The organism is Nocardia sp. NPDC023852 (assembly GCF_040639505.1).
In the GTDB taxonomy this organism is placed as follows: domain Bacteria; phylum Actinomycetota; class Actinomycetes; order Mycobacteriales; family Mycobacteriaceae; genus Nocardia.
This window is the reverse complement of the sequence record NZ_JBFAAB010000002.1, coordinates 599891-623052: the sequence shown is the minus strand read 5'-3', so window position 1 is coordinate 623052 and position 23162 is coordinate 599891. Positions and strand designations below refer to the sequence as shown.

The 23162-nt window shown below is 67.4% G+C and carries 24 protein-coding genes; 14 read left to right on the top strand and 10 right to left on the bottom strand.

Going from position 1 to position 23162, the window contains the following annotated elements; genetic code table 11:
* Positions 1–52 precede the first annotated feature (52 nt).
* From AB0H00_RS06615 to AB0H00_RS06585, 7 genes are all read right to left on the bottom strand, one after another.
* A complete protein-coding gene (locus tag AB0H00_RS06615) occupies positions 53–2710 on the bottom strand; it encodes a family 78 glycoside hydrolase catalytic domain (RefSeq protein WP_357261815.1) in 2658 nt (885 codons plus the stop codon).
* A gap of 21 nt (positions 2711–2731) precedes the next feature.
* Positions 2732–2878 (bottom strand): multicopper oxidase domain-containing protein, encoded by a 147-nt coding sequence (locus AB0H00_RS06610; protein WP_357261812.1) that lies wholly within the window; start codon positions 2876–2878, stop codon positions 2732–2734.
* A 127-nt stretch (positions 2879–3005) separates the two neighbouring features.
* Complete coding sequence (sigJ, locus tag AB0H00_RS06605; protein WP_357261809.1) at positions 3006–3914, bottom strand: RNA polymerase sigma factor SigJ; 909 nt, start codon at positions 3912–3914, stop codon at positions 3006–3008.
* A 458-nt stretch (positions 3915–4372) separates the two neighbouring features.
* Positions 4373–5158 (bottom strand): ABC transporter permease, encoded by a 786-nt coding sequence (locus AB0H00_RS06600; protein WP_357261807.1) that lies wholly within the window; start codon positions 5156–5158, stop codon positions 4373–4375.
* Positions 5155–6108: an ATP-binding cassette domain-containing protein gene (locus AB0H00_RS06595; protein ID WP_357261805.1), complete on the bottom strand. Its 954-nt coding sequence runs from the start codon at positions 6106–6108 to the stop codon at positions 5155–5157. The genes AB0H00_RS06600 and AB0H00_RS06595 overlap by 4 nt, the downstream gene beginning before the upstream one ends.
* A 31-nt stretch (positions 6109–6139) precedes the next feature.
* Entirely contained in the window at positions 6140–6997 is an 858-nt protein-coding gene (locus AB0H00_RS06590) for a DUF4097 family beta strand repeat-containing protein (protein ID WP_357261802.1), read from the bottom strand.
* An 80-nt stretch (positions 6998–7077) separates the two neighbouring features.
* Positions 7078–7599, bottom strand: coding sequence for a hypothetical protein (locus AB0H00_RS06585; protein ID WP_357261799.1), 522 nt, complete (start codon positions 7597–7599; stop codon positions 7078–7080).
* A 405-nt stretch (positions 7600–8004) separates the two neighbouring features.
* On the opposite strand from AB0H00_RS06585, the gene AB0H00_RS06580 reads away from it, so the two are divergent.
* The 8 genes from AB0H00_RS06580 (at position 8005) to AB0H00_RS06545 (ending at position 14760) form a co-directional block, all read left to right on the top strand.
* Positions 8005–8658, top strand: a complete 654-nt coding sequence (locus AB0H00_RS06580) for an NUDIX domain-containing protein (protein WP_357261796.1) — start codon at positions 8005–8007, stop codon at positions 8656–8658.
* Complete coding sequence (locus AB0H00_RS06575; protein ID WP_357261793.1) at positions 8555–9265, top strand: class I SAM-dependent methyltransferase; 711 nt, start codon at positions 8555–8557, stop codon at positions 9263–9265. Before AB0H00_RS06580 ends, AB0H00_RS06575 begins: the two co-directional genes overlap by 104 nt.
* Positions 9266–9333: 68 nt before the next feature.
* Positions 9334–10236 (top strand): NADP-dependent oxidoreductase, encoded by a 903-nt coding sequence (locus AB0H00_RS06570; protein ID WP_357261790.1) that lies wholly within the window; start codon positions 9334–9336, stop codon positions 10234–10236.
* Between the two features lie 80 nt (positions 10237–10316).
* Positions 10317–11381, top strand: a complete 1065-nt coding sequence (locus tag AB0H00_RS06565) for an alkene reductase (RefSeq protein WP_357261787.1) — start codon at positions 10317–10319, stop codon at positions 11379–11381.
* A 13-nt stretch (positions 11382–11394) separates the two neighbouring features.
* A complete protein-coding gene (locus AB0H00_RS06560; RefSeq protein WP_357261784.1) occupies positions 11395–11874 on the top strand; it encodes a MarR family winged helix-turn-helix transcriptional regulator in 480 nt (159 codons plus the stop codon).
* 203 nt (positions 11875–12077) lie between these two features.
* On the top strand, positions 12078–12998 hold the full coding sequence (locus AB0H00_RS06555; protein WP_357261781.1) for an SDR family oxidoreductase: 921 nt from the start codon (positions 12078–12080) through the stop codon (positions 12996–12998).
* Between the two features lie 361 nt (positions 12999–13359).
* A complete protein-coding gene (locus AB0H00_RS06550; RefSeq protein ID WP_357261778.1) occupies positions 13360–14127 on the top strand; it encodes an alpha/beta hydrolase in 768 nt (255 codons plus the stop codon).
* A gap of 294 nt (positions 14128–14421) precedes the next feature.
* Positions 14422–14760, top strand: coding sequence for an STAS domain-containing protein (locus AB0H00_RS06545; protein ID WP_357262431.1), 339 nt, complete (start codon positions 14422–14424; stop codon positions 14758–14760).
* 51 nt (positions 14761–14811) lie between these two features.
* Here AB0H00_RS06545 and AB0H00_RS06540 read toward each other — a convergent pair whose 3' ends face one another.
* Complete coding sequence (locus AB0H00_RS06540; protein WP_357261775.1) at positions 14812–15849, bottom strand: LLM class F420-dependent oxidoreductase; 1038 nt, start codon at positions 15847–15849, stop codon at positions 14812–14814.
* Positions 15850–16000: 151 nt separating this feature from the next.
* Here AB0H00_RS06540 and AB0H00_RS06535 point away from each other — a divergent pair, with 151 nt between their 5' ends.
* Positions 16001–16660 carry a cyclodeaminase/cyclohydrolase family protein gene (locus AB0H00_RS06535; RefSeq protein WP_357261772.1) on the top strand — a complete coding sequence of 220 codons (660 nt, stop codon included), beginning with the start codon at positions 16001–16003 and terminating at the stop codon, positions 16658–16660.
* A gap of 62 nt (positions 16661–16722) precedes the next feature.
* Here the strand turns inward: AB0H00_RS06535 and AB0H00_RS06530 are convergent, their stop codons facing one another.
* The gene (locus AB0H00_RS06530) at positions 16723–17625 is read right to left on the bottom strand and encodes an NADP-dependent oxidoreductase (protein WP_357261769.1); all 903 of its coding nucleotides are present in this window, start codon (positions 17623–17625) and stop codon (positions 16723–16725) included.
* Positions 17626–17691: 66 nt separating this feature from the next.
* Here AB0H00_RS06530 and AB0H00_RS06525 point away from each other — a divergent pair, with 66 nt between their 5' ends.
* From AB0H00_RS06525 to AB0H00_RS06515, 3 genes are all read left to right on the top strand, one after another.
* Entirely contained in the window at positions 17692–18126 is a 435-nt protein-coding gene (locus AB0H00_RS06525) for a helix-turn-helix domain-containing protein (RefSeq protein WP_357261766.1), read from the top strand.
* A gap of 202 nt (positions 18127–18328) precedes the next feature.
* The gene (locus AB0H00_RS06520) at positions 18329–19081 is read left to right on the top strand and encodes a L,D-transpeptidase (RefSeq protein WP_357261764.1); all 753 of its coding nucleotides are present in this window, start codon (positions 18329–18331) and stop codon (positions 19079–19081) included.
* A 349-nt stretch (positions 19082–19430) separates the two neighbouring features.
* Complete coding sequence (locus tag AB0H00_RS06515; RefSeq protein WP_357261761.1) at positions 19431–20171, top strand: hypothetical protein; 741 nt, start codon at positions 19431–19433, stop codon at positions 20169–20171.
* Between the two features lie 66 nt (positions 20172–20237).
* Here the strand turns inward: AB0H00_RS06515 and AB0H00_RS06510 are convergent, their stop codons facing one another.
* Positions 20238–21092 carry a bifunctional 5,10-methylenetetrahydrofolate dehydrogenase/5,10-methenyltetrahydrofolate cyclohydrolase gene (locus AB0H00_RS06510; RefSeq protein ID WP_357261758.1) on the bottom strand — a complete coding sequence of 285 codons (855 nt, stop codon included), beginning with the start codon at positions 21090–21092 and terminating at the stop codon, positions 20238–20240.
* Between the two features lie 208 nt (positions 21093–21300).
* On the opposite strand from AB0H00_RS06510, the gene AB0H00_RS06505 reads away from it, so the two are divergent.
* Positions 21301–22173, top strand: a complete 873-nt coding sequence (locus tag AB0H00_RS06505; protein ID WP_357261756.1) for a YdcF family protein — start codon at positions 21301–21303, stop codon at positions 22171–22173.
* A 113-nt stretch (positions 22174–22286) separates the two neighbouring features.
* Positions 22287–23087, top strand: a complete 801-nt coding sequence (locus AB0H00_RS06500; protein ID WP_357261753.1) for a putative protein N(5)-glutamine methyltransferase — start codon at positions 22287–22289, stop codon at positions 23085–23087.
* The last annotated feature ends 75 nt before the right edge of the window (positions 23088–23162 follow it).

Sequence of the window (23162 nt, the reverse complement as noted above, 5' to 3'; positions counted from 1 at the left end):
AGAGGGTGCTGAGGCATCCGGTGTGACATCGCAGCCGCCGACGCAGCCGCGTTCAGCCGGCACTCCACTCGAATCTGTGTGTTCCAGACCCCACGCGCTCGACCCGGCCGTCGCCGAGCCGGATGTCTCCGGCCGCCCCGGGTGGAATCGTCACGTCCAGTTCGACCAGCTCACCGACAACCCGCCAGCTGCTGCGGGCGACCCCGAAAGGAGTGGTGATCGACGCCGCCGCATGGGTGATGCCGCCGCCGACGAGCGGCTGGACCCGGACGACGCGATAACCGGGCTCGGCGGGAGTAATCCCCGCAATCCCTTCGCTCAGCCATTGCGCCACCGCGCCGAACGCGTAATGGTTATGCGATCCTTTGCCTTTGCCGTTCCTGTCGTAGGCGTCCCAGGTCTCCCAGACCGTCGTCGCGCCCCGCTCGATCTGGTGCAGCCACGACGGACCGGTCGTCTGCAACAGCAGGTGGAAAGCCAGTTCGGCGCGGCCGTTGTCGGCGAGGACTGGCAGGATCATCGGCGTGCTCAGGAAGCCGGTGCCGACATGATGGTCTGATTGTTCGATCAGCTGCGCCAACCGCTCGACGGCGACCGGACGCTGCTGCGGGGTGAGCAAATCGAATGCCAGCGCACGCACGTAATCGTCCTGGTGGTCCGCCCCGATCCGGCCATCCTGCCGCACGAACGCGGATCGCCATGCGTCTTTGACGTGTTCGGACAACTCGGCGTAGTGCCGAGCATCGGCGGTCACGCCGATCACCTCGGCGATGCGGGACATCAGCATCGTGGAGTGAGCGAAGTACGCCGTCGCGACCACGGGCCGGTGCCACAACAGATCCCGCGCGAGCACCGCAAAGGATTCGCCGGGCCGCAGCCATTCCCCCCAGTGGAAACCGGTGTCGAGAATGTAGCGCTCCTTCGCACCGACACGCTTGCGCAGCAACCGCGTCGGTGAACGCTTCGTCCGGGCGGTGCGCTCGAGATGATGGATCCACCGCCGCATGCTGTCGTACTGGCGGCGCAATACCGTCGTGTCGCCGTAGTATCGATAGAGCGTCCACGGGAGTATGGCAGCGACGTCGCCCCAGCCGACCGCGCTCGCCGTGATCCGGACGAGTCGAGGTGGACCACCGCTGAACGCGGATGTTTCGCTGGGGACGAACGGCGGCACGGTGCCGTCCGGGAACTGCTCGAGCGCCAGGTTGCGCAGATAGCGGTTCAGGTAACCGTGCGCATCGACGAGCAAGGTAGCGGTGGGGGCGAAAACCTGGATGTCACCGGTCCAGCCGGACCGCTCGCGGGTGGGGCAATCGGTCGGGGTGTCGGTGAAGTTCGACCGCAGGCTCCACAACACGTTGCGCTGCAGCCGATTCAGGCGCTCGTCGGAACACTCGAACGTGCCCGTGACCGGAAGGTCGGTAGACAGCACCATCGCTCGCACGTCATCCGGGCGCAGGCCGTGTCCGAGTCCATCGACCTGGAGATAGCGGAATCCGTGGATGGTGAACCACGGCTCGATCCACTCGTCTCGACCACTCAGCGTCACCTCGTCACGCTGCGGCGCGACCTTCATGAAGGGCGGCGCGTCGAGGTAGGTCAGGTCCAGTTCGCCGTCGGGAGTGCGTAGTTCGCTGTGGGTGAGCCGGACATGCGAGCCTTCGGGTCCGGACAACCGGATTCGGACCACCCCGGCGATGTTCTGGCCGAAGTCGACAATCTGCGCACCGGACGGCAACCGGGTGATCGTCTGCGGCGTCGGCGCGTCGATCACGCGCACCGGCGGGAGTTCTTCGGCCACCAGCGACCGAGACGCCGGCGCCAGCACCTGTACGGGCGACATCCGCGCGGGCGGGTTTTCGCCAAGGAGCCAGTCGTCGTCCGGGACACGCAGGTCGATGTGCTCACCGTGCATCGGGTCCGAAGCGCGTATCCGCCCGGGTCCGCCGTGCCACCCCTCACCGGTCACGATGGTGACGGTGCTGCCATCGGCAAGTTTCAGTTCGATCTGCACGAATCCCGCAAGCCGATCCCCATACACCGCGCGCCGGGCGTTCATGCCGATACGACCCCGATAGCGGCCGTCACCGATCGCCAGCGCAAGGATGTTGCGCCCACGTCGGAAGTTTTCCGAGACGTCGTAGGTTTGATACTCGACGATCGTGTCGAACGGCGTCCACCGTGGAACGAGCGCAGCGCCGGTCAGATCGCGGCCGTTGACGAAGAACCGATACCAGCCCAGCCCGCTGACATAGGCCCGGCCGTGCACGACCTCCTTGGTCAACTCGACCGAACCGCGCAGGTACACTGCGGCGTCCGCGCTCGGCAACGTCACGGGCGCCGCCGTGATCCACTGCGCGGACCATGACGCCGGATCCAGCACCCCGGTTTCGAACCACGCCGGCTGGCTCCACTTCCCGATGCCATCCGAGGAATCCTCCAGACGAACCCGCCAGTGATAGCGACACCGCGACTGCAGCGCCGGCCCCTCGTAAACCACACCGAACGGCAACGCAGACTCGACTCGACCGCTGCGCCACACCATCTCCGCACCGAAATGCTCCGAACGTGATACTTCGATCGCATAGGCGATCTGCTCCGCGCCGTCGTCATCCGCGACCGGGAGCCAGGAGAATACGGGTGCCGGGCTGTCGATTCCCAACGGTGCGTCCCGGCCGTTGGTTCGAAGTCCTATGGCGGTCAACGACATTGCTTCTCCTCGAACAACCGCTCACTCCTCGGTGACGTAGTCGGCGATCATGGCCATGTCCTCGTGCGCGGGGTTGTGACAGTGGCGCATGTAGGTCCCGGCGTGGTCGGTGAAGCGGACGGCGATCTCCCAGCTTCGGACGGATTCATGTCGATGGTGTCCTTCCACCCCGAGTCGAACTGTCCGGGCGCCGGTGGTTGCGCGCGACGACCAAGAACGGATCGAGATGCACGTGCACCGGACCACCGGCCATCGCGCGCTGGTGCGCGTCGCGGATGCCGGGACAGCATGGCGGTCATCGGATGCCTGTGAGCTTGTCCGGGTTGGTAATCGAATAGACGCTGGTGATCCGGTCACCCTCCGAAGCGAGGTCCACCACAACCACGGCGAGCGGGCTGCTGCCGGTGAACACCAGCGCGCACGGATCGTCGCCGGCCCGGCGGTAGTGGATATCCAGTCCCTGAGGCAGAGTCTCGGCCACCGACATGAACAGCGCGGCGACCGCGGCGCGGCCATGGACCGGCCGCAGGCTGGTGGCCGGCCCCTTACCGCCGCCGTCAGTCCACAACGTCACCTCCGGTGCCAGCACCTCCAGCAGCGCCGGTAGGTCACCACCCAGCGCCGCCGCGGCGAACCGCTCGGTGACCTGGGCATGGACGCCCGGCTCGGCCCGCTGCCGCGGACGACGCGCATGCACATGCCGACGGGCGCGTGTGGCCAGCTGACGCACGGCCGCCGGGGAACGGTTCAGAATCAGCGCCACCTCTGGATGACCGAACCCGAATACGTCGTGCAGCACGAATGCCGCACGTTCGAGCGGCGACAGCGTCTCCAGTACTACGAGCAGTGCCATCGACAACGACTCCGCGCGCTCGACGCCCCCGCTCACATCATCATCGCTCGCCACCAACGGCTCCGGGAGCCACTGACCCACGTAGGTCTCCCGGCGACGGCTCAGTTCGGCACGCCGGGCCAACGCCGTGTTCGCCGCGACCCGAACCAGGTAAGCGCGGGCGTTCTCCACGGGCTCGGCGTCAGTGCTCCGGTGCCGAGCCGCCCACGCCAGCCACACCTCCTGCAGAACGTCCTCAGTGTCGGCAACACTGCCGAGCATGGTGTAGACCACAGAGAACAACAGCTCGCGAAAACCGATAAACCGCTCCGTAATCGCATCGTCGGCGGCATCCCGCGGCATCGACGTCATAGTGAACCTCCTCAGCCGTCTTTATGTTCGCCACCGAAGAGCCTCACTGCCCTCACGGTGTGACACAGCCGTAGCGACTGTGATCCACGACACCGATTGTCAGCGGTCGTAGTCGCCGGCGAGGAACTCTCGCCAGACCTGGCTGTGGTGGAAGTGAGTGTCGACCTCGACCGGCCCTGCCCAGCGGCGGGGGCGCGGTGATCGTCGGACTCCTGCACCCCGGCCAGATCGGCGCCGCGATCGGCGCCCGCCTCGTCAGAGGTGGGCACCCCGTGCGTGGTATCCGAAAGGACGCGGTGCCGCGACCCACCAGCGTGCACACGAGGTCGAATCGACCATGATCGCTAGTGCGCGGTTGGTACTGACGTGCCGATTTCGCACTGATTTTCGGTCGGCATGCAACGACACAGCCCCGCCTGCTCGGTGTACTCGAGCGGGCGGGGCGGGAACCGGGCTGCTTACGCTGTGGCCTTGCGCTGGAAAGACGCTCGAGCCCAGAAATATCCGATGACGGCGATGCCGACGCACCAAGCCACGGCGATGATGCCGTTATTGCCGATGTGGCTGCCCATCAGCAGTCCCCGCACGGTTTCGGTGATCGGTGTGAACGGCTGGTACTCGGCGAACTGGCGGACGCCGGTCGGCATGGAATCGGTCGGCACGAATCCGCTGCCGAGGAAGGGCAGCATGATGATGGGGGTCGGCGCATTGCTCGCGGACTCGGGGTTGCTCGCAGACGCGCCGAATCCGACGGCCAGCCAGATCAACGCGAACGACATCACAGCCAGCAGGCCGAGGACGGCGAGCCACTCGACCGTGTTGGCGGTCGGTCGGAATCCGACGGCAAACGCCACTCCGATCATGCACCCCACCCCGAGCATCGCCTGGATCAGCGAGCCGACGACGTGGCCGGTGAGCATCGACGTCTGGGAGATCGCCATGGTGCGGAACCGGTTGACGATGCCCTTGGTCAGGTCGGTTGCGACGCCGACCGCTGTGGACGCCACCATCCACGCCGGGATCATGAGCAGCATGCCCGGGGCGAGGTAGTTGATGTACTTGCCGCCGTGTCCGCCGCCGACGCCTGCGTTGAGCGCGTGGCCGAAGAAGTAGTTGAAAATCAGCAGCAAGAAGATCGGCATGATGATGATCGAGAAGACCATCGCCGGATAGCGCCGGGCGTGCAACAGATTCCGCCGCAGCATCGTGAGCGAGTCGTTCGAGGTGTAGGCCAGGGTGGTCATCGCAGTGCCGCTTCCGTTTCTTTTCCGGTGGCGTGACCGGTGAGTGCGAGAAAGACGTCGTCGAGGTCGGGGGTGTGCACCGAGAGGCCGTCGACAGGGATCCGGGCGTGGTCGAGCCGGTCGAGCACGGCGCGTAGTGAGCCGATGCCGCCGTCGCTGGGGACCTGCAGGGTCAGGTCGTGGCCGTTGCGCAGCGCACCGTTCAGGGTGTTCGCGGCCGCAGCGAGGCTATCCATGTCCGCGAACTGCAGGCGGATGTAGCCGCCGGGCACCAGGCGCTTGAGCTGGTCCGGGGTGCCCTCGGCGACAATTCGGCCGTGGTCGAGCACCGCGATCCGATCGGCGAGTTCGTCGGACTCTTCCAGGTATTGGGTGGTGAGGAAGACCGTCATGCCCTCGGCGACCAAGCCGCGGATGATGTCCCACACGGCGCGGCGGCTGCGGGGGTCCAGGCCGGTGGTCGGCTCGTCGAGGAAGATGATGCTCGGCTCGCCGAGGAGAGTCATCGCCAGGTCCAGTCGCCTGGTCATGCCGCCGGAGAAGGTTTGCGCCATCTTGCCGCGCGCGTCGACGAGGTCGAGCTTCTCCAGCAGTTCGCCTGCGCGACGCTTGCTCTCGCGCCGGTCCAGGTGGTGCAGGTCGCCCATCAGCAGGAGGTTCTCCTCGGCAGTCATGAGCTCGTCGACCGCGGAGAACTGGCCGGTGACGCCGATCGTGGCGCGCACGGCTTCCGGCTCGCGCGTCACGTCGTAACCTGCCACGTGCAGTTCGCCGTCGTCGGCGGGGATAAGGGTCGACAGGATCTGCACGGTGGTGGTCTTGCCGGCGCCGTTCGGGCCGAGCAGCGAGAAGATGCTTCCCGCCGCGATGGTGAGATCGATGCCGTCGAGAACGGTCTTGTCGCCGTACGATTTTCGCAGGCCGCGGACGTCGATCGCGGTGGTGGACATAGCTGTTTCCCTTTCGTTTCTGCCGCGGTCGTCAGGCGGAGCGGCGGACGATGATGTCGCCGGCGGAGGTGTGCGCTCGCACCTCGGCCTTCTCGTCGGACGGTTCGGGGCCCTCGGCGGTGTCGAGCTCGTTGCGCACCGAGCCGAACTTGGTGTGCAGGTCGAGCAGGGCCGCGGTGCCGCGGCGGATGCCGACCTCCAGCCGGCCGGCGGAGGACTCCATGGAGACCGATCCCCGGGCGACCTCTCCGATGCGGATGGAACCCGCGGCCGTCTTGGCAATGACGCCGGATTCCGCTGTGCCGACGGTGATATCGCCGTTGGCCGACTTGACCCGCAGCTCGCCGGTGACCTCGTCGATCATGGTGGCGCCGTTGGAGTTGTCGATCTCGGCGGAGCCGTCGACGCGCCGGATGCGCACTGCCCCGGAACCGGTGTGGACCTCGACCCGACCGTGGGCCTGCTCCACCGAGATGGTGCCCATGCCGGAGGTCAATTCCAGTGCGCCCGCCGTGTCGACCTCGATGTCGCCGAACGAGCTCTTCAACTGGCAATCACCGAGCCTGCCTCGGGTGTGGATCGCCCCCATTTCCATGTCAACCTGGACTCGTGAGCCATTCGGCACCTCGATCACGATCTCGATCGAGCCGTACCTGCGGCCGAAGATGACCGCCTGCTTCCACATCGGCGGGCGCGGCGCCTTCACTCGCAGGAGCCCGGCGGAGTAATCCACCCGGGTCTGCTCGGCGGCCTCGACGTCGAGTCGGTTCTGGCTGACCGGGTGAACGTCGACCATGGTGGTGGCGCGTTCGCTCGCGACGATTCTGATGTCGCCCACGTAGGCGTCGACGACGACGGAAATGGCTTCGGGAGTGTCGAATATAGGCATGGCGGTGCCCTCTCTTGTTGATGTGGTGCGAAATCCCCGGGTGGGGTTGGGGCGTGAAAGTCGTTGACTGCGGCGCTATGTCAGCGAGCCCAGCCCGTGAAGGTCTGTCCGCTCGCGGTGGCACGGGACCCTCGGCTCGCGACGGGCGGAAGAGGCCGCGGCTCCAGTGCCGCCGCTGCCGCACGGACGAGCCAGGCGTTGACGGAGAGTCCCTCGCGGCCCGCCGTCTCCTCGACCCGTTGCTTGAGCTGATCCGGGAGCCGGACGTTGATCCGCGAGGTGCCACCGCCGTCATCGAGTGGTGCCACTGATGGCACCGCCGGTGCCACCGTGGCACCTCCCTCCCAGTACTGGTCCGAGGGAGGCGGAGTTACGACGAAGGTCGGATCCACGCCACGCAGGCGCACCTCGACCGAGCCCGGCGCGAGGTCGCGGGTGATCTCGTCAGCGGCGTCGGACAACGCGTTGAGCAGGGCCAGCCGCGTCGCCGAGTTGAGTGTCGAGGTGAGACGTTCTGCCAGCTCACGCGCCTCGTCACCGCCCGCATCCGCAGCGACGACCAGCTCGTACCGAAGGCTTTCGAGATAGGGCCTGAGATCCATGTGAGCCAGTATGGCATCATATTGGCTCACTCGCAACACTTACTTGGCTCAGCCCGCCTCAGTCCCCCACTCAGCCCCCGCACGAGTCCCCTCAGTGCGGCTGGACCGGTGTGTGGATCATGATCGCGTTGGTGTGCGCGTCGCGCAGCCGTGCAACAGCTTTGGCGCCGCGGTAGTGATGTTTCCACCCGCATCACCCTGCCCGCGAGCGATGACCCCAGCTCACCCGCGTCGACGGAGCTTCGCGATCTACCCGGCCAGCAAAAACGGCTACGAAGCCTCCATCCTGCCCACCGCCCACCGGCCACCACGTCGGCGCAACCGAAGACGCCCTCGACACAACCTGCGGCCTCTACCTCAACGACCCCACCGCCTGGGCCTGGCCCCGACGAACTTACGAGCGAGATGACTAAGGTGCTGCGCACACCCCTGCTGGAGACCGCCGATGCTTGGGAGGGCCCCGTGTCGTCGAATAGTCCGCGCGATGTTGTTCATGATCTCGCTGAGGCGATTACCCCCCACGACGAGCAGGAACGTCAAGCGCAGGCGTTCACGCTGGACTGGATCGCCTCCGGTGCTGGGTTGTTCCGCATCCAGCCGCCGGCCACCCCAGATCCGCACCTGTGTGTGTATGCGGTGCTGGTGGACACCGCTGCACGTAAGGTGCTGCTGGCCGATCACGTGAAAGCCGGGGCATGGCTGCCGCCCGGCGGACACGTCGATGATGGGGAGTCTCCGCGCGAGGCGGTGCTGCGCGAGGCAGGTGAGGAATTGGGCATCGAAGCCGAGTTGCACCCTGAGGTCGGCGAGGATCCATTCTTTCTGACCGTCACCCAGACCCGTGGCGCGCATTCGCATACCGATGTGTCGTTCTGGTTCGTGCTGTCCGGGTGTGAGGCGATGGCGCTCGTGGGCGACCCCGCCGAAGCGCACGAGTTGCGTTGGTTCGCCCTCGATGACCCCACCGAATGGACCGATCCCAGCCGGTTCGACCCTGGCATGCTTCGTTTCGTGGACAAGCTCGCCACTCTTTGGGAAACCCCGGGAACGGTCGCGTGATCATCGGCCGCTGAATACGGTGCCGTCGGCAGCCGGATGGTGGCTGCACCTGGATGACACCCGAGGGGTTCGACCTCGATCATGGCCTGGTCCGCGAGATCGCCGACCGGCGTCCGAGTACACCTCGACGACGCCGTTACAGGTACGAATCGACACCCATGCCCACGGCAGTGAGCACCCCGACGATCCAGTCCACGCGGTTCTCGACGCGCTCGAGCTGACCGGCTCGGAGGCGCTGGCCGACATCGGGTGCGGCCACGGCCGATTCCTCGCCCAGCTCACCGAACACGGGCACCGCCGGCGCCTGGTCGGCGACGACAACTCCACAGCCATGGTCGCCGCCGCCGACGGGGCGCTCGGCGTCGAGGGGACACTCGGCAACGCCGAGGCTTTGCCGCTCGCCGACGGTGAGTTCGACCGGACCACGGATCATGGCCGGCCATACGCGCACCCCTCGAGCTGCTGGAAAGGCCCCGGCAAGTCGATCGTACCCGGGGTAGGGCCGTCAATCCGACGTTGCCTTCGCGGGAAAAACTTCACTGACCTGCGCAATGTCGGCGGATTGCTGTCCCATCCTCCACGCCACCTGTCGCGAATACTTGGCTAGCCACGGATTCAGTGCTAGTTTTATGTGTCTAGCCACCTAATTGGTGGTAATACGTGAGGAGTTGTCATATGAAAGCCATCCTGTTCGACCGTTTCGGCGGCACGGAAGTCCTGCACCAGGTGGACATCGAGGTCCCGCAACCCGGCCCCGGACAAGTCCGCGTCCGCGTCAAGGCGGCCGGGGTGAACGCGCTGGACGGCAAGATCCGCTCCGGGGCGCTGCAGGCCCTGTTCCCGACGCCGCTGCCCGCCATCCCTGGACACGAGGTCGCCGGCGTGGTCGACGCCCTGGGCGAGGGCGTGAAGGACGTGAATGTGGGCGAGGAGGTGCTGGGCTGGTCGGACACCGGCTCATACGCCCAGTACGCGCTGGCCACCACCCTGGCCACCAAGCCCGCCGGCCTGGACTGGCAGCACGCGGTCGCGCTGCCGGTGGCGGGCGAGACGGCCGAGCGGACCCTGAACCTGCTCGGCGTCACCGCCGGGGAGACCGTGCTGATCCACGGCGCAGCCGGAGCGGTCGGAACCCTGGCGGTCCAGCTCGCCACTGCCCGCGGAGCACGTGTCATCGGCACCGCCGGCCCCGCCAACCAGGAATACCTCGCCTCGCTCGGCGCCACCGCGACCCTCTACGGCGAGGGCTTGGTCGAGCGGGTCATGGCACTCGCCCCCGACGGCGTGGATGCGGTCCTCGACGTTGCCGGGAAGGGAGCACTCGAGGACTCCATCACCCTGCGTGGCGGCACGGAACGCATCGTGACCGTCGCCGACTTCCGGGCGCACCAGCTCGGCATCACCTTCTCCAACACCCAGGAACGTTCAGCCGCTCGCCTGGCCGCCCTGGCCGACGACGCCGCGACCGGCAAGGTCGTCACCGTCGTCACCGCCTACCCGCTCGCGCAGGCCGCCACGGCTCAGCAGGTCAGCGACACCGGACATGTCCGGGGCAAGCTCGTCCTCACTCTCGACTGATCACGCCCGCCCTCTCCTTCCACTACGCCCGCCGCTTTGCCGATTACCACCTGCTCGATCACCGCACCGAAAAGGGACCGATGATGCTGAACTCACTGTTGACACCGACCACCGTCGGTGGCATGCCCCTCCCGAATCGCCTGGTCATGGCGCCTATGACCCGTGACCGCTCCACACCTGAAGGCATACCGACGGACCTGAACGCCGAGTACTACGCCCAGCGAGCTTCGCACGCGCTGATCATTACCGAGGGAACCCAGCCGTCCGCCGACGGCCAGGGCTACCTCCTCACACCCGGCGTCCACAGTGACGAGCAGATCGCCGGATGGCGCAAGGTCACCGACGCCGTGCATGCGGCCAACGGCCGGATCTTCATCCAGCTGATGCACGTCGGACGCATCTCCCACCCTGACAACACACCACACGGGCGCCAGCCGGTCGCCCCTTCGGCGATCCGGCCGGAGGGCGTGATGTTTATCGCGTCCGGGCCCCAGGAGATGCCGATACCGCGTGCACTGTCGACGCAGGAGGTCGCCGCGACCGTCGACGAGTTCCGCCGCGCCGCAGCGGCTGCCGTCGCGGCAGGCGCGGACGGAGTGGAGATCCACGCCGCCAACGGCTACCTGGTGCACCAGTTCCTGTCCGGCAACACCAACCAGCGCACCGACCGCTACGGCGGCTCCATCGACAACCGTATCCGCTTCGCCGTCGAGATCGCCGCTGCCGTGGCCGACGAGATCGGCTCCGACCGCACCGGCGTGCGTATCTCCCCCGGCAACCCCTACAACGACATCGCCGAGTCCGACACCGCCGAGCTATATCCGGCGCTCGTGCGCGCCCTCGGCCCACTCGGCCTCGCCTACCTCCACGTCATGCAGATGGGCGACGATGCACTGCTGGAAACCCTGCGCACGCTGTGGCCAACCACGTTGATCCTCAACCGTGGCGGCACCGACCTGCCCATCCGTGCCAAAGACATCGACAACGGCACGGCCGACCTTGTTTCCGTCGGCGCCCTCGCCCTCGCAAACCCGGACCTGGTCGAGCGGCTACGCGCTGATGCCCCGCTGAACGCCCCTGACCCGGCGACCTTCTATGGCGGCGGAGCGGCCGGCTACACCGATTACCCCACCTACACCGCCTGAGGAACACCGCACCATGCCCGAACCCACACCCCGCACCCCTGCTACCGCCAGCGGGGGGCAGGTGAGCTACGCGATCTTCGAGCTCGCCCGCGCTCACCGGGGCTACGCCTCCGCCCTCCTCCGCGAGATGGGCCTGCATCCCGGACAGGAACTCCTACTGATGCATCTGCTCGACCGGGATGGCCAAACCCAGTCCGAGCTGCTCGAAAGCGTCGGCCTAGACCACTCCACCGTCTCCAAGTCGCTCCGCCGTATGCAGGACGCCGGTCTGCTCGTCCGCGAGCCGGCCGAACACGACAGGCGCGTGATGGTCGTCCACCTCACCGACAAGGGCCGGGCCATGCGCGAGCCCATCGCGGCCATGTGGCAGGCCCTGGAGGAAACCTCCACACGGAACCTGTCGGCGCAGCAGGCAGAGTCCTTCGTCCGCACCGCATACGCGATCATCGACGCCATCAACAGCCGCGCTCTTCCGCAAGAGGATTCCATGTAACGGGGAAACCCCGATGGGCTGTGGCGGGGTCACCACTCACCTCTGCGAGTTCATTCCCCGTCGCCAGCTAACTGCACATCGAGGACGGCACCCCGCGTCCGGGTCACCGTCGACCTCGGCAAGCTCCTGCAGACCGGCGGCGACCGGCGCCGCGGATCCATCTCCCAAGCCCCCACTACTGACCTGATCGAAAGTGAGACCCCATGACCCCCACTCGTCCCACCCCCCTCCCAGTCCTCGTCGTCGGCGCGACCGGCTCCCTCGGAGGCAAGGTCGTCGACGAACTGCTCGAGCGCGGCAAGAACGTCCGCGCCCTGGTCCGGCCGACCACTGACGCGAGCAGGCTCGAAAGCCGGGGTGTCGAGATCGCCCGCGGCGACATGCTCGACCTCGGCTCGCTCATCGCCGCCATGAACGGCGCCGATGCCGTCATCACCACCGCTGCCGGCTACACCCGCGGCGGCAAGAACGCGCACGACATCGACACCGTCGGCAACGCCAACCTCGCCGAGGCCGCCCACCGCGCCGGCATCCGGCGGTTCGTCCTGACCAGCATCCTCACCAGCGACCAGACGCCCGGCGTCCCACACTTCTGGCACAAGAAGATCGCCGAGGACAAGCTCGAACAGCTCGGCGTGCCGTTCGTCGCACTGCGCCCGGGGGCGTTCGTCGACCAGATCGCGAGCATGGCGGGCAACCCGATCGACAAGGGCCGCCTGACGTGGATAGGCAAGACCACCGTCCCGTTGACCTTCGTCCACACCTCCGAACTCGCGGCGTACCTGGCGGCCGCGGTCGACGCCGACGTCGACGACGGTGAGCGCATCGACATCGGCTGGGACCGTCCGGTCAGCATGCGCGAGATGGCCGACCTGATGGGCAACCGGGCCGGAAAGAAGATCAAGGTGTGGGCCATCCCTTCCGCCGTCACCCGCGCCGCAGGAGCCGTCACCGGCCGCTTCATGCCGACGGTTCAGGACATGGCCGCGATGTTCGGCTGGTTCGACAGCGGCCGCTACGTCGCCGACCCCCGTCGGCAGGAGCAGCTGTTCGGCCCCGTCCCCACGGCCGAGGACGCCCTCGCACGGCTCACCGACGAGCTGAGCAAGGCGCAGCATCGGTGACGGCCCGTATCCCCGAACCGCATCGCCTTTGTCTCCCAGACATAGAGATTCGGTTTCGGCAAGGGTCGCGGCGCTCTACAGGAAGAGCCGCCGTTTCTCGGCGGATGCCGGTCAGCACCCGACGACACGGGCGCCGAGGATCGATGCCCAGGGCCTATCCGGAGTCGTAACGACGTGACGGGGAAAGGGTTGAGGGGTGGTCATCGGGCTGGTAGCTTTCAGTCGACCGTGACACCGCCCGAGGAGGTGAGACCCATGAACGCTGTATCCATGTGGGTGCTCCCCCTTCCCATCACGGCCGGCGATTGACGTAGGTGTCGCCGGGAGCGCCTCGCCAAGGCATTCCCGAAAGGCAACACCTATGCATTCTCTGCAGTTCACCGCCGAGTCGTCGTCGAACGGCATGGTCGAACGCGACTTCATCGTCGGCGGCATCCCCGGCGTTCTCTGGTCGCCGGCTTCCGCCGCAGCCAATCGCGCACCCCTGGTCCTGATGGCCCACGGTGGCGGCAACCACAAGAAGCATCCGGCGATGTCCGGCCGCGCCCGTCTCCTCGTGACCGGCTGCGGCTTCCACGTCGCCGTCATCGACGCGCCCGGTCACGGCGACCGGCCGCGCACGACACACGACGAGACGGAAATCGCCGACCTGTTCCGGGCGCGGGCGGCGGGCAAGCCGGAAGGCCCGATCGTCGTGCGCTACAACGCGCACCTGGCGCAGCTCGCCGTGCCTGAGTACCAGGCGACCCTGAACGCCCTCCAGGAACTTCCGGAGATCGGCACCGAAGGGCCGGTCGGCTTCTGGGGCATCAACATGGGCACCGCGATCGGCATACCGTTCGTGGCGATCGAACCCAGGATCACCGCCGCGGTCTTCGGCCAGCACTGGCCCGATGTCCTGGCCGAGAAGGCGAAGCAGATCACCATCCCGATCGAGTTCGACCTGCAGTGGGACGACGAGCACATCTCGCGCGAGGAGGGTCTCGCGCTGTTCGACGCCTTCGCCTCAAAGGAGAAGTCGTTGCACGCGAACTCGGGCAAGCACAAGGAGCTGCCCCGGTTCGAGGCCGACAGCGGGGTCCGGTTCTTCGCCCGGCACTTCGGCCGGCCGATCACCTCGCCGGCCTGATGTGCGTGGTTGCGGCGTCCGGCTTGCCCGCTGGGTGCCGCGACCGCGGCCCCGGGTCCAGAATGGCGGCGAGGTTTCAAGGGAATGTCGTAGGCGGGGCTGTGCACGAACAGATAGCGAGAGGCACCCGATGGCGTCGGTGACCGCGACGCTGTGGAGTCATCGCCCGGGGAGGCCGGGCGAACGAAGTATGGTTTGTGCTATGAACACTCAAATGTTGCAAATCCGCTGCGATTTGTGTGTTGTGGTGAGGTGACCAACACTTCCGGAGACGCGTATCCCCTCGCGGACACGATGACCACCACGATCGCGGCGCAGGACGGCGCGACGGTGCTGACGGTGGCCGGCGAGGTCGATCTGGCGACAGCACCGGCGCTGGAGAATGCGATCGAGGCCATCCTCAGCGGCACACCCGCGGCCCTGATCATCGACCTCACCGCGGTCAGCTTCCTCGCCTCGGCGGGCATGGCGACGCTCGTTGCGGCCCACCAGCGCGCGGGTGCCGCGACCGCGATCGCTGTCGTCGCCGACGGCCCCGCGACCAGCCGTCAGCTGAAGATGACCAGCCTGGACCAGGTGTTCGCGCTACATTCCACCCTGGACGCCGCGCTGGCAGCGTTCCGGCAGAGCTGACCGGAGCCGCTGCGCCGCTGTCATCCCCGGATAGCGGCGCAGCGGCCTTTCTCACACCAACTCGCGCAGCTGCTCGATCAGCTTGATCCGCTCGGCGGGAGTCGCCGCCATCGGGACGACGTTCAAGACCGTCACGCCCGCCTCCTTGAAGGCCGCGACCCGCTCCTTGACGTAGCTCGCAGGGCCGACCAGGGAGATATCACGCACCAGGTCGTCCGGCACGGCCTTCGCGGCCTCGTCCTTCTTGCCCGCCAAGTACAGCTCCTGGATGCGGTCGGCCTCGGCGCCGTAGCCGTACTTCGTGGCCAGCGCGTGGTAGAAGTTCTTGCTCTTGGCGCCCATGCCGCCGACATAGAGCGCCAAATGCGGTTTCACGAACTCGAGCAGGTGTTCCACGTTCTCGCCGATGGCCAGTGTCGGGCCTGCGTACACATCCAGTTGGCCGAGCGCGGGATCGCGCTTGGCCGAGCCCGCTGCCAGCGCATCACCCCACACCTGCTTCGCCCGCTCCGGCAGGAAGAAGATCGGCTGCCAGCCCTCGGCGATCTCGGCGGCCAGCTCCACGTTTTTCGGGCCGAGTGCGGCAAGCAGCACCGGAATGCGTTCCCGTACCGGGTGATTGATCAACTTCAGGGGCTTGCCGAGTCCGGTGCCCTGCCCGGCGGGCAGCGGAATCTGATAGTACTTGCCCTGGTATTCCAGGCGTTCGCGCCGCCAGACCTTCCGGCAGATCTCTACCAGCTCCCTGGTGCGGCCGATCGGCGCGTCGTAAGGCACGCCGTGAAATCCTTCGACCACCTGCGGGCCGGATGCGCCGAGACCGAGCACATAGCGGCCGTCGGAGACGAAGTCCAGGCCCGCCGCGGTCATCGCGGTCAGGCTCGGGGTCCTGGTGTAGATCTGCAGGATGCCCGAGGCCAGCTGCAGGCGCGTGGTCTTGGCCGCCAAGTAGCCGAGCGCGCTCACCGCGTCGAACGAGTACGCCTCGGGGACGAATACGATATCCAGACCAGCCCGTTCGAGATCCGCGACTTCCGCCGCGGCCTCCTTGAAACCGCCCGAGTAGTTGATGCCCAATCCGATCCGCATAGCACTCAACATAACGGCGGCTGACCGGCGCCCACGCACCGGCCACAGGGGAACGTGCGACAGGTGGTGGTATCGGCCGGGGCCGGCAGCGCAACCGAGTAGCGTTTATTCCTGACCATCCCCTCGCCGTAGAACGAAAGGCAACACTCTCGTGTCGCAGCCCAGCACCTCGTCCACGGAAACTGCGTCGTCCTTCGGCAGGGCAAACCTCGCGCAGTACCTGAGCGATCTGGCCGCCAAGATTCCCGCGCCGGGCGGAGGCGCGGTGGCCGCACTGCACGCCGCGCAGGCGGCGGCGCTGGTGGCGATGGTCGCGCGTTACACCACCCGCGCCAAGGACGCCGACAACCGCCCGGTGGTCGATCGCATCATCGAGGCCGCCGATTCCGCCCGCGACCGGGCTCTCGCGCTGGCCGATGCCGACGCCGCCGCGTTCACGGCCGTCGGCGCCGCCTACAAACTGCCGAAAGACACCCCGGAGAACCTCGCCGCCCGCACCGCCGCGATCAATGCCGCGCTCATCGAAGCCGCGCAGGTGCCCGCCGCGGTCGTCGACGAGGCCGACGAGGTGCTGACGCTGGCGGCGGAGTTGTTCCCGATCGGGAACCCGAACGTGGTTACCGACATCGGCGCCGCAGCCGACGCCTGCCGCGCCGCCGCGGCGAGTTCGCAGCTCAACATCGAGATCAACGTGGCGTCGCTGCCCGCGGGCGAGGGCGATCGTTTCGCCACCGTCCTGATTCGCATCGACGAATTGACCGCCCGCGCGGACGCCCTGCACGCCGACGTCGTGCACGCGGTGCGCAGCTAGCGTCAGCTTCGGCGTGGCGCCGGTGGCCGATTCGCCACCGGCGCCCTTGCGTTCCGGCGCTGTCAGGCCGGCGGATTCCAGGGGACCAGCACGATCTTGCCGCGCACCCGGCCGGATTCGCTGATCTGGTGAGCTTTCGCGATCTCCGCGAGCGGCAGCACCTGGTCGATCGTGACGCCCAGATACCCGTGCTCGACCATGGTGGCGATCTCACGCAGCGAGACCCCGGACGGTTCGACATAGAAGCGCTCGTAGCGCGGGTCGTCCTCCGCGTCCGAGCCTTGCGTATCTATCAACCTGCCGTCGGCCCGCAGCACCCGCGCCGAACGGGAACCGTATTCGCCGCCGACAAGGTCCAGCACGATATCCAGGTCGCGCACTGCGGTGCCGAAATCGGTCGCGGTGTAATCGATCAGCTCGTCGGCGCCCAGCCCGCGCAGGTACTCGTGGTTGACGGCGCGCGCGGTGCCGATCACGTACGCGCCGCGATGCTTCGCCATCTGCACCGCGAGATGCCCCACCCCGCCGGCGGCCGCGTGCACAAGGATGCGCTGTTCCACGCCGATCGCGGCCAGCGCCTGCCACGCCGTCAGCGCAGCCGTCGGCAAAGCCGCCGCGTGCACGTGGTCGATGTGGTGCGGCTTCGGCGCCAACGTATGGACCTGGACGACAACATATTCGGCGTTCGCGCCGCCGAACACCATGCCGTATACCGCATCTCCCACACCGAAGCGGTCCACCCCGGGGCCGAGCTCCTCGATGATGCCGGAGACGTCGAAGCCGAGCGTGAGCAGTGGTTCACCGATCCTGTCGAGGAGCCCGGCACGCACCTTCCAGTCGGCCGGGTTGACGCTGGTCGCGGCTACCCGAATCAGCACCTCGCCTGCGCCGGGACGCGGTCGATCGACCTCCTCGATATCGAGTACTTCCGGACCACCGAAGACTTTCTGCGTTATTGCGAGCATATGGCGATTCTGCGGGGGCCTGGTACCTTCTGGAAAGAAGGCACCTTCTCGATACCGAGGTTCCCAATGGATACTGCATTTGGTCGGTCCGATTCTCCGACCCTGGTCGAGAGCTATTTGCACCACTGTCCAGCGCGCGAGGTGCTAGCCGTCCTCGCCGACAAGTGGGTCATTCTGGTGCTGAGCGTGCTGCGCGGCAGCGACGGACCGGTCCGCTTCAACGATCTGCGCCGCCGCCTGGACGGCATCACCCAGAAGATGCTCACCCGCACCCTGCGTAACCTCGAGCGTGAGGGCTTGGTCCGCCGTGCGGTCTATCCCACGGTGCCGCCGCGGGTGGAGTACTCCCTCACCGAGCTCGGCGCGAGCATAGGTGAACTCAGCCACGCCATGGGTGTCTGGGCGGTGCAGCACCAGGACCGAATCCTCGCCGCGCGAGCGGAATTCGACGCGCGGGCGATAACCGCGCCGCAGCCGCTCACGTCCGACCCCTCTCGCTGACCGGCCACCTCGCTCCCCCGTTCCGCTGAAACCGTGCCTGCGGCAGCGCTGGGTTTCCTTCGCGTCCGACCGGGTAGCCGATCAATGTAGGCAGGTCCACCGGGTCACAACTGGACCGTGGACCAGGCTATCGTCGGTCGAGTTGATCACGCGGGCCTAGAATGTTGCTTGCCTACCACACCATTTCGAAGGGGTGGAAGCCATGAGGAGCGCAATTCGGTATTTGTTCCTCGCGACCGTGATCGTGGCACTCGCCGCGTTCGGGTCGGGTGCGGCGACAGCGATGCTGATCGAAACGCCCTCCGCGCAGGCGGTGGCAGCGATCGAACCTTCGAACGGCCAGATGGTGGGCGTCGCTCATCCCGTGACCATTCGTTTCGCCGCTCCCGTCGCGGATCGCGCACGCGCGGAAGAATCCATAGATATCAGAACTACCCAGCCAGTCGCGGGCACATTCGCGTGGACCGACGACCGTGAGGCGATGTGGACGCCGACCGGGTTCCTGCCCGCCAACGCCCGTATCTCTGTCGCAGTCGGTAACGCGCGCACGGACTTCCGAACAAACGCGGGAGTCGTCGGCGACGCGGACATGTCAGCGCACACGTTCACGCTCCGCGTCGGCGGCAATGTCGTGCGGACGATGCCCGCCTCCATGGGTAAGCCGGGCTGGGAGACACCGTCGGGGACGTGGCCGGTGCTGGAGAAGTTCCGTTCGGTGGTGTTCGACTCGCGCACCATCGGCATTCCGCTGAGCTCACCCGAGGGCTACGTCATCAAGGGTGAATTCGCCGAACGCCTCACATGGAGCGGGGTTTTCATTCATTCCGCCCCGTGGTCGGTAGAGCAGCAGGGCAATTCGAACGTCAGCCACGGCTGCATCAACTTGGCGCCAGCTGACGCCGAATGGGTCTACCACGCGATCGGCGTCGGCGACCCGGTGGTCACACACTGGTAACCTCCAGCGCCCTGCGGCAATGTCTCAGCGGTGGCACTAGTCACGCGCTCACCCGACCCCGCCGACCGACGCGCGACCCTGGTCACGCCGACGCGGGCCGCGCCGCACGACCCGCGTAACCGAGACGCGTCGTGCGTCCGCCGAGGAACTGCTCGCGACGCTCTCGACTACGCAGCGCGAAACCATGTGCGACCTGCTCGTCACACTCGACACTCCCGGACGCTGAGTGCACAAGCGAGTACTCGAACCAGGTATCGGGCAGTATTCTCCCATTCGGCTGGACGAACGCGGCGGAGCGCGCCCGGGCCGGTGCGGACAACCTGACTGTGACCTTGATGAAGGTGGGGCGATGGATCGACCGGAGATGAGCGCACGACCGGGCTACAACCGCGGGAATCCTCAGCTCACCGGACATGGTGGGCCGGACAAGTCCTCCACGCGCGACGAGGAGTACCGGGGCGACTGGTCCGCATGGGTCGACAGGCTACCCACCGCACCGCCGCCCGAACCCGAGCACTACGAAGGCGAATTCTCCGGGCTGATCGATCGCTCCCGCCCGCGGCGCACGAAGCGCTGGTGGGCACCACCGCTTCTCGGCACCCTCGCCATCGCCGCTCTGACCTTCGCGGCCTTCACGCAGTTCTGGGGCGGCGGCTCCGACCAGCAGGCGGGGCCGTCCGCGCCGACACAGGCGAACCCGCCCGCGGCACGACCCGGCAACCAGTGTCCGGCAGAGCGAGTCGGCAACCGGATCCAGGGCAACGGCATCGGGGGTTTCGACTCCGGACCGGCCGCGATCTTCGCCTTCCAGCACGCCTACTACGTGTCGCGCTCCGGCGAGCAGGCCCGCGCCACCGCCACCGCCCACGCCGCGGTCCCCACCGCCCACGCCATCCAGGAGGGCATCGACTCCATCCCGGCGGGCACCACCTACTGCCTGGCAATCACCCCCGGCGCGTTCGCGGGTCAGTACGTCGTCGTGATCACGGAACATCGTCCCGGCCACGGCCCGATGGCCTACAACCCGCAGATAGTTTCCACCGCCAAAGAAGGCAACCGCCACCTGATCAACGCGATCAGCCGGGGTTGAATTCCGCCCCGGTCACCCGGCCCGACCAGTATGTCGACCCGGAAGGATCGACGCTTGGCAGCAGCCTCAACTCCTACGTGCGTTTTCCGCGGCAACCACCACGTGGCGCATCAGCAGGGCGGTGGTGACCGGGCCGACACCGCCCGGCACCGGGCTGAGTCCCGCGGCCCTGCCGCGCACCGACTCCGCGTCCACATCGCCGACAATCTTGCCGTCGGGCGCCTCGTTGGTGCCGACGTCGACTACCACCGCGCCGCCGCGGACGTGCTTGCCGGAGACCAGGCCGATGCGACCCGCCGCGGCGACCACGACATCGGCGGTGACGGTGACCGCCGCCAGGTCGGCGGTGCGGGAATGGCACACCGTGACGGTGGCGTCCTCGGCGAGCAACAGTTGGGCGAGCGGCTTCCCGACGATATTGGAGCGGCCGACGACCACGACATGCCGGCCGGCGAGCGGGATGTCGTGATACTTCAGCAGTTCGACCACCGCCTCGGAGGTGGCGGGGACGAAACCGGCGAGTCCCGCCGCAAGCAGGCCGAGTGACAGCGGGCTCACGCCGTCGACATCCTTGGTCGCGACGATCGCGGAGCTCACGTCGTCCAGGGTGACCCCACTGGGGAGGGGGGTCTGCAGCATGATCGCGTCGGTGGCGCCGTCCGTGCCGCGCGCGGCAAGCTCCTGACGGATCGCGTCGGCGCTCGCGTCAGCGCCGAGATCGACGGTGGCGCAGTCGATTCCGAGACGCTCGGCCGATTTGCGCAGCGAGTTCACATACCAGGCGCTGGCGGGGTCGTCGTTCGCCACGATCAGAGCAAGGCGCGGCGCCGCTCCGCGGCCGGTGAGCGCGGCGGCGCGGTCCTTGGTGTCGGCGTTGATGGCGGCGGCGAGTTCCTTGCCGGACAGCGAAACGGTATCCACGTTGACACACCCTATCCCGGTCGCCCTACCTGGTTGCACGCAGTCCACCGGCGCACCCGGTGCGCACCCGCACCGAGAATTAGGCTGAAGAATCCTCCTGGCAATTGCACTAAATCGAAGTCAGGCGTCCGTATTGTGATCTCTGCTTTGCTCCGCTAACCGTCAGCACATACCAATCGGTTTCATCCGCGGAAAGGTGTCGACTGTAGTGAAGACCTCGAGGCATTGGAAATTTCTTGTCGCGACAGCGTTCGCGGCCTGCACCATCACCGGCCTGGCCGGTGTCCCCGCACACGCAGCGCCGGACACCGATGCCCTCTACAACTCCGCCCAGCGCAACTTCACCGACGGCAACGACGCCGCGGGCCGCGCCGACCTACGTACCCTCATCGGGGCCGATCCCAATCACGCCGAAGCGCTGGCCCTGCAAGCGATCTGGTCCGACTACGCGGGCGACCTGCCCGCGCTCGCCGGTGCCTTAGGGCGGCTGCACATCGTCGACCCGGCGATGGCGCAAGGCACCGACAACGTCCTCGGCGCCGTCCGCGCCGCGGTCGGCACTCTGCCCAATCCGCTGCCGGCGCTGGCCGGGCCGCAGACCGGCATCGTCGTCCTCGGTTACGGGCTGCTCCCGGACGGCTCGCTGCGCCCCGAGCTGGAGAACCGGCTGACCGCCGCCTGGTTGCAGTCGCTCGTGGCTCCCGGTTCGCCCATTGTGGTCACCGGCGGCAACCCCCAGAACGGCATCACCGAGGCCGAGGCAATGCGCAACTGGCTGGTCGGCCACGGCGTGCCGCAAGCGCGCATCAACGTGGAGACCCGTGCGAGCTCGACCGTGCAGAACGCCCTGTTCAGCACCAGGATGTTGCGGGATGCGGGCGCGACAAGCGCGATCGTGGTCACCTCGCCCAACCACGTCCGCCGCGCCGTCGCTGATTTCATCGTCGCGGGCACCCGGGTCGTGGGGGCGATGACCTCGCTCGAGCAGCTGGTCTCGCACCTACCGCCGCCCGCCAAGCCGTCTCAGCGCGGCATCTATCTCGACGCCATACGCACTTTCGAGCTGAACGCCGCCCACTGATCTCACGGGGATCCGCACCCGCTCGAGGGTCTGTGCAGGTGCGGGTCCTCCCCGACCGGATGCGCCGAATCTGTTGGCGGAATCACGCGGTTGCACGGCAGGATGGATCGGTGATGTCAGCCGGACGTAGCGATGTGGTCGCTCAACTGCGCGCAGCGGGCTGCGTGTTCGCGGAGGACGAGGCGCGGCTGCTCACCGCGGCCGCCGCGGAGACCGGTGCCGTACTCGAGGTGCTCGTCGCGCAACGTGTTTCCGGTACCCCACTGGAGCATCTACTCGGTTGGGCCGAGTTCCACGGGCTCCGGATCGCCGTGGCCCCGGGCGTCTTCGTGCCACGGCAACGGACCGCATTCCTCGTCGACGAGGCGGTCGACCTGATCCGCGCCGGGCCCGGCCATCCGGTGATCGTCGACCTGTGTTGCGGCTCGGGCGCTTTGGGCACCGCGGTCGCCACCATCATCACCGCCGAGGCACGCCCGGTGACGCTGACGGCGGCCGACATCGATCCGGTCGCGGTCGAGTGCGCCCGCCGAAATCTCGCCCCGCTCGGCGCCCCGGTCTACCAAGGAGACCTCTTCGAACCGCTGCCCGGCGAGCTGCGCGGCTGCATCGACATCCTGCTCTGCAATACCCCGTATGTGCCCTCGGAGATGATCGCACGGATGCCCCCGGAGGCCCGCGACCATGAACCGCGTATCGCCCTCGACGGCGGCCTCGACGGACTCGACATCTTCCGCCGCGTCGTCGCCGAGGCACCCTCCTGGCTCGCCCCGGGCGGGCACCTGCTCGTCGAGTCCAGCGAGCATCAGGCGCCGGTCGCGCTCGCCGTGCTGGCAAGACATGGACTCGCGGGCCGAATCGCGGAGTCCGACGAGCACTACGCGACCGTTGTGATCGGCACCCGCCCCGCCTGACCGACGTCGGCCACGACAGTCAGCGATGGCTGCGAATCACCAGTCGATGGCACCGGACAGCGGGCGCGCCCGCCG

What these genes read in the sequence shown, in the direction of transcription:
- AB0H00_RS06615 (WP_357261815.1), bottom strand. Translation starts at nt 2,710, where the DNA reads ATGTCGTTGACCGCCATAGGACTTCGAACCAACGGCCGGGACGCACCG.
- sigJ (WP_357261809.1), bottom strand. Translation starts at nt 3,914, where the DNA reads ATGACGTCGATGCCGCGGGATGCCGCCGACGATGCGATTACGGAGCGG.
- AB0H00_RS06600 (WP_357261807.1), bottom strand. Translation starts at nt 5,158, where the DNA reads ATGACCACCCTGGCCTACACCTCGAACGACTCGCTCACGATGCTGCGG.
- AB0H00_RS06595 (WP_357261805.1), bottom strand. Translation starts at nt 6,108, where the DNA reads ATGTCCACCACCGCGATCGACGTCCGCGGCCTGCGAAAATCGTACGGC.
- AB0H00_RS06590 (WP_357261802.1), bottom strand. Translation starts at nt 6,997, where the DNA reads ATGCCTATATTCGACACTCCCGAAGCCATTTCCGTCGTCGTCGACGCC.
- AB0H00_RS06585 (WP_357261799.1), bottom strand. Translation starts at nt 7,599, where the DNA reads ATGGATCTCAGGCCCTATCTCGAAAGCCTTCGGTACGAGCTGGTCGTC.
- AB0H00_RS06580 (WP_357261796.1), top strand. Translation starts at nt 8,005, where the DNA reads ATGACTAAGGTGCTGCGCACACCCCTGCTGGAGACCGCCGATGCTTGG.
- AB0H00_RS06575 (WP_357261793.1), top strand. Translation starts at nt 8,555, where the DNA reads ATGACCCCACCGAATGGACCGATCCCAGCCGGTTCGACCCTGGCATGC.
- AB0H00_RS06570 (WP_357261790.1), top strand. Translation starts at nt 9,334, where the DNA reads ATGAAAGCCATCCTGTTCGACCGTTTCGGCGGCACGGAAGTCCTGCAC.
- AB0H00_RS06565 (WP_357261787.1), top strand. Translation starts at nt 10,317, where the DNA reads ATGATGCTGAACTCACTGTTGACACCGACCACCGTCGGTGGCATGCCC.
- AB0H00_RS06560 (WP_357261784.1), top strand. Translation starts at nt 11,395, where the DNA reads ATGCCCGAACCCACACCCCGCACCCCTGCTACCGCCAGCGGGGGGCAG.
- AB0H00_RS06555 (WP_357261781.1), top strand. Translation starts at nt 12,078, where the DNA reads ATGACCCCCACTCGTCCCACCCCCCTCCCAGTCCTCGTCGTCGGCGCG.
- AB0H00_RS06550 (WP_357261778.1), top strand. Translation starts at nt 13,360, where the DNA reads ATGCATTCTCTGCAGTTCACCGCCGAGTCGTCGTCGAACGGCATGGTC.
- AB0H00_RS06545 (WP_357262431.1), top strand. Translation starts at nt 14,422, where the DNA reads ATGACCACCACGATCGCGGCGCAGGACGGCGCGACGGTGCTGACGGTG.
- AB0H00_RS06540 (WP_357261775.1), bottom strand. Translation starts at nt 15,849, where the DNA reads ATGCGGATCGGATTGGGCATCAACTACTCGGGCGGTTTCAAGGAGGCC.
- AB0H00_RS06530 (WP_357261769.1), bottom strand. Translation starts at nt 17,625, where the DNA reads ATGCTCGCAATAACGCAGAAAGTCTTCGGTGGTCCGGAAGTACTCGAT.
- AB0H00_RS06525 (WP_357261766.1), top strand. Translation starts at nt 17,692, where the DNA reads ATGGATACTGCATTTGGTCGGTCCGATTCTCCGACCCTGGTCGAGAGC.
- AB0H00_RS06520 (WP_357261764.1), top strand. Translation starts at nt 18,329, where the DNA reads ATGAGGAGCGCAATTCGGTATTTGTTCCTCGCGACCGTGATCGTGGCA.
- AB0H00_RS06515 (WP_357261761.1), top strand. Translation starts at nt 19,431, where the DNA reads ATGGATCGACCGGAGATGAGCGCACGACCGGGCTACAACCGCGGGAAT.
- AB0H00_RS06500 (WP_357261753.1), top strand. Translation starts at nt 22,287, where the DNA reads ATGTCAGCCGGACGTAGCGATGTGGTCGCTCAACTGCGCGCAGCGGGC.